1 protein-coding gene and 1 pseudogene are annotated in these 1,079 nt (G+C 74.4%); both read right to left on the reverse strand.

What is annotated here, in order from left to right; all coding sequences use genetic code 11:
• Positions 1-870 (reverse strand): pyridoxal phosphate-dependent aminotransferase (locus tag B8460_RS17445; protein WP_084623851.1); only part of this gene is annotated, 870 nt, incomplete at its 3' end.
• Between the two features lie 25 nt (positions 871-895).
• A pseudogene (locus B8460_RS22320) lies at positions 896-1,079 on the reverse strand (chorismate mutase); the annotation flags it as partial.

Consider the following 1,079-nt stretch of genomic DNA (forward strand, 5'->3'; position numbering starts at 1 on the left):
GGCATCCGTCAGCCGGGCCGCGAGCCGCGCCCGCTGCGCCGTGTTGTGCGCCCGCGACCGCTCCCACCAGCCGGGCTCGGCCAGCGCCGCGATGGCGGCGGCCTGCGCCGCGACCGACACGTTGAACGGCGCCCGCACGCGGTTGAGCACGTCCACCACCGCCGGCGGCGCATAGCACCAGCCGACCCGCAGCCCGCCGAGGCCCCAGATCTTGCTGAAGGTGCGGGTCATCACCGTGTTGTCGCCGGCCTCGACCAGCGCCGCCCCGGCCTCGTAATCCGCCCGCTCGACATATTCGGCATAGGCCGCATCGAGCACGAGCAGCACGTCCGCCGGCAGGCCCCGGCGCAGACGCTCGACCTCGTCGCGCGGCAGCATCGAGCCGGTCGGGTTGTTGGGGTTGGCGAGGAACACGAGCCGCGTCGCCGGCCCGACCGCGCGAAGGAGGGCGTCCACGTCCGCCGTCAAGTCGCGCTCCGGCACCTTGATGACACGGCTGCCCGCGTACTGGCCGGCGATCGCATAGATGCTGAACCCGTGCGCCGTCATCAGCAGCTCGGTCCCGGCGCCGCCATAGGCGAGGCAGAGCTGATAGATGATGTCGTCCGACCCGGCGCCGCAGACGATGCGCCCGGCATCCAGGCCGAACCGCGCGCCGATCGCCGCGCGCAGCGCGGTCGCCGCGCCGTCGGGATAGCGGTGCGCCTCGGTGGCGGCGGCGACGATGGCGGCCTGCGCCCCCGGCGGGACGCCGAACGCCCCCTCGTTCGAACTGAGCTTGATGATGCGGTTGACGCCCTCGACGCGGCTTTCGCCGCCCACATAGGGCGCGATGTCCAGCACCTCCGGCCGGGGCCGCGGCCCGCTTATCGGCTTCCCGCCATCCGCCATCGCGCTACCCCTCGATCGGCACTGCGTAGGTGCCCAGGACCACCGGCCGCTGCAGGACCGGCGCCAGACCGGCCAGGCGCGGGTCGTCGTCGCCGACCGGGCCGGCCACGTCCACCAGCGCGTGACCGACGCCCGCCGCCGGATCACGGCGCAGGATGATGCCGTCCGGCGCCAGCCCGGCGCCGACC

Origin of the sequence: Acidisphaera rubrifaciens HS-AP3 (genome assembly GCF_000964365.1) — a bacterium.
GTDB classification, from domain to species: Bacteria; Pseudomonadota; Alphaproteobacteria; order Acetobacterales; family Acetobacteraceae; genus Acidisphaera; species Acidisphaera rubrifaciens.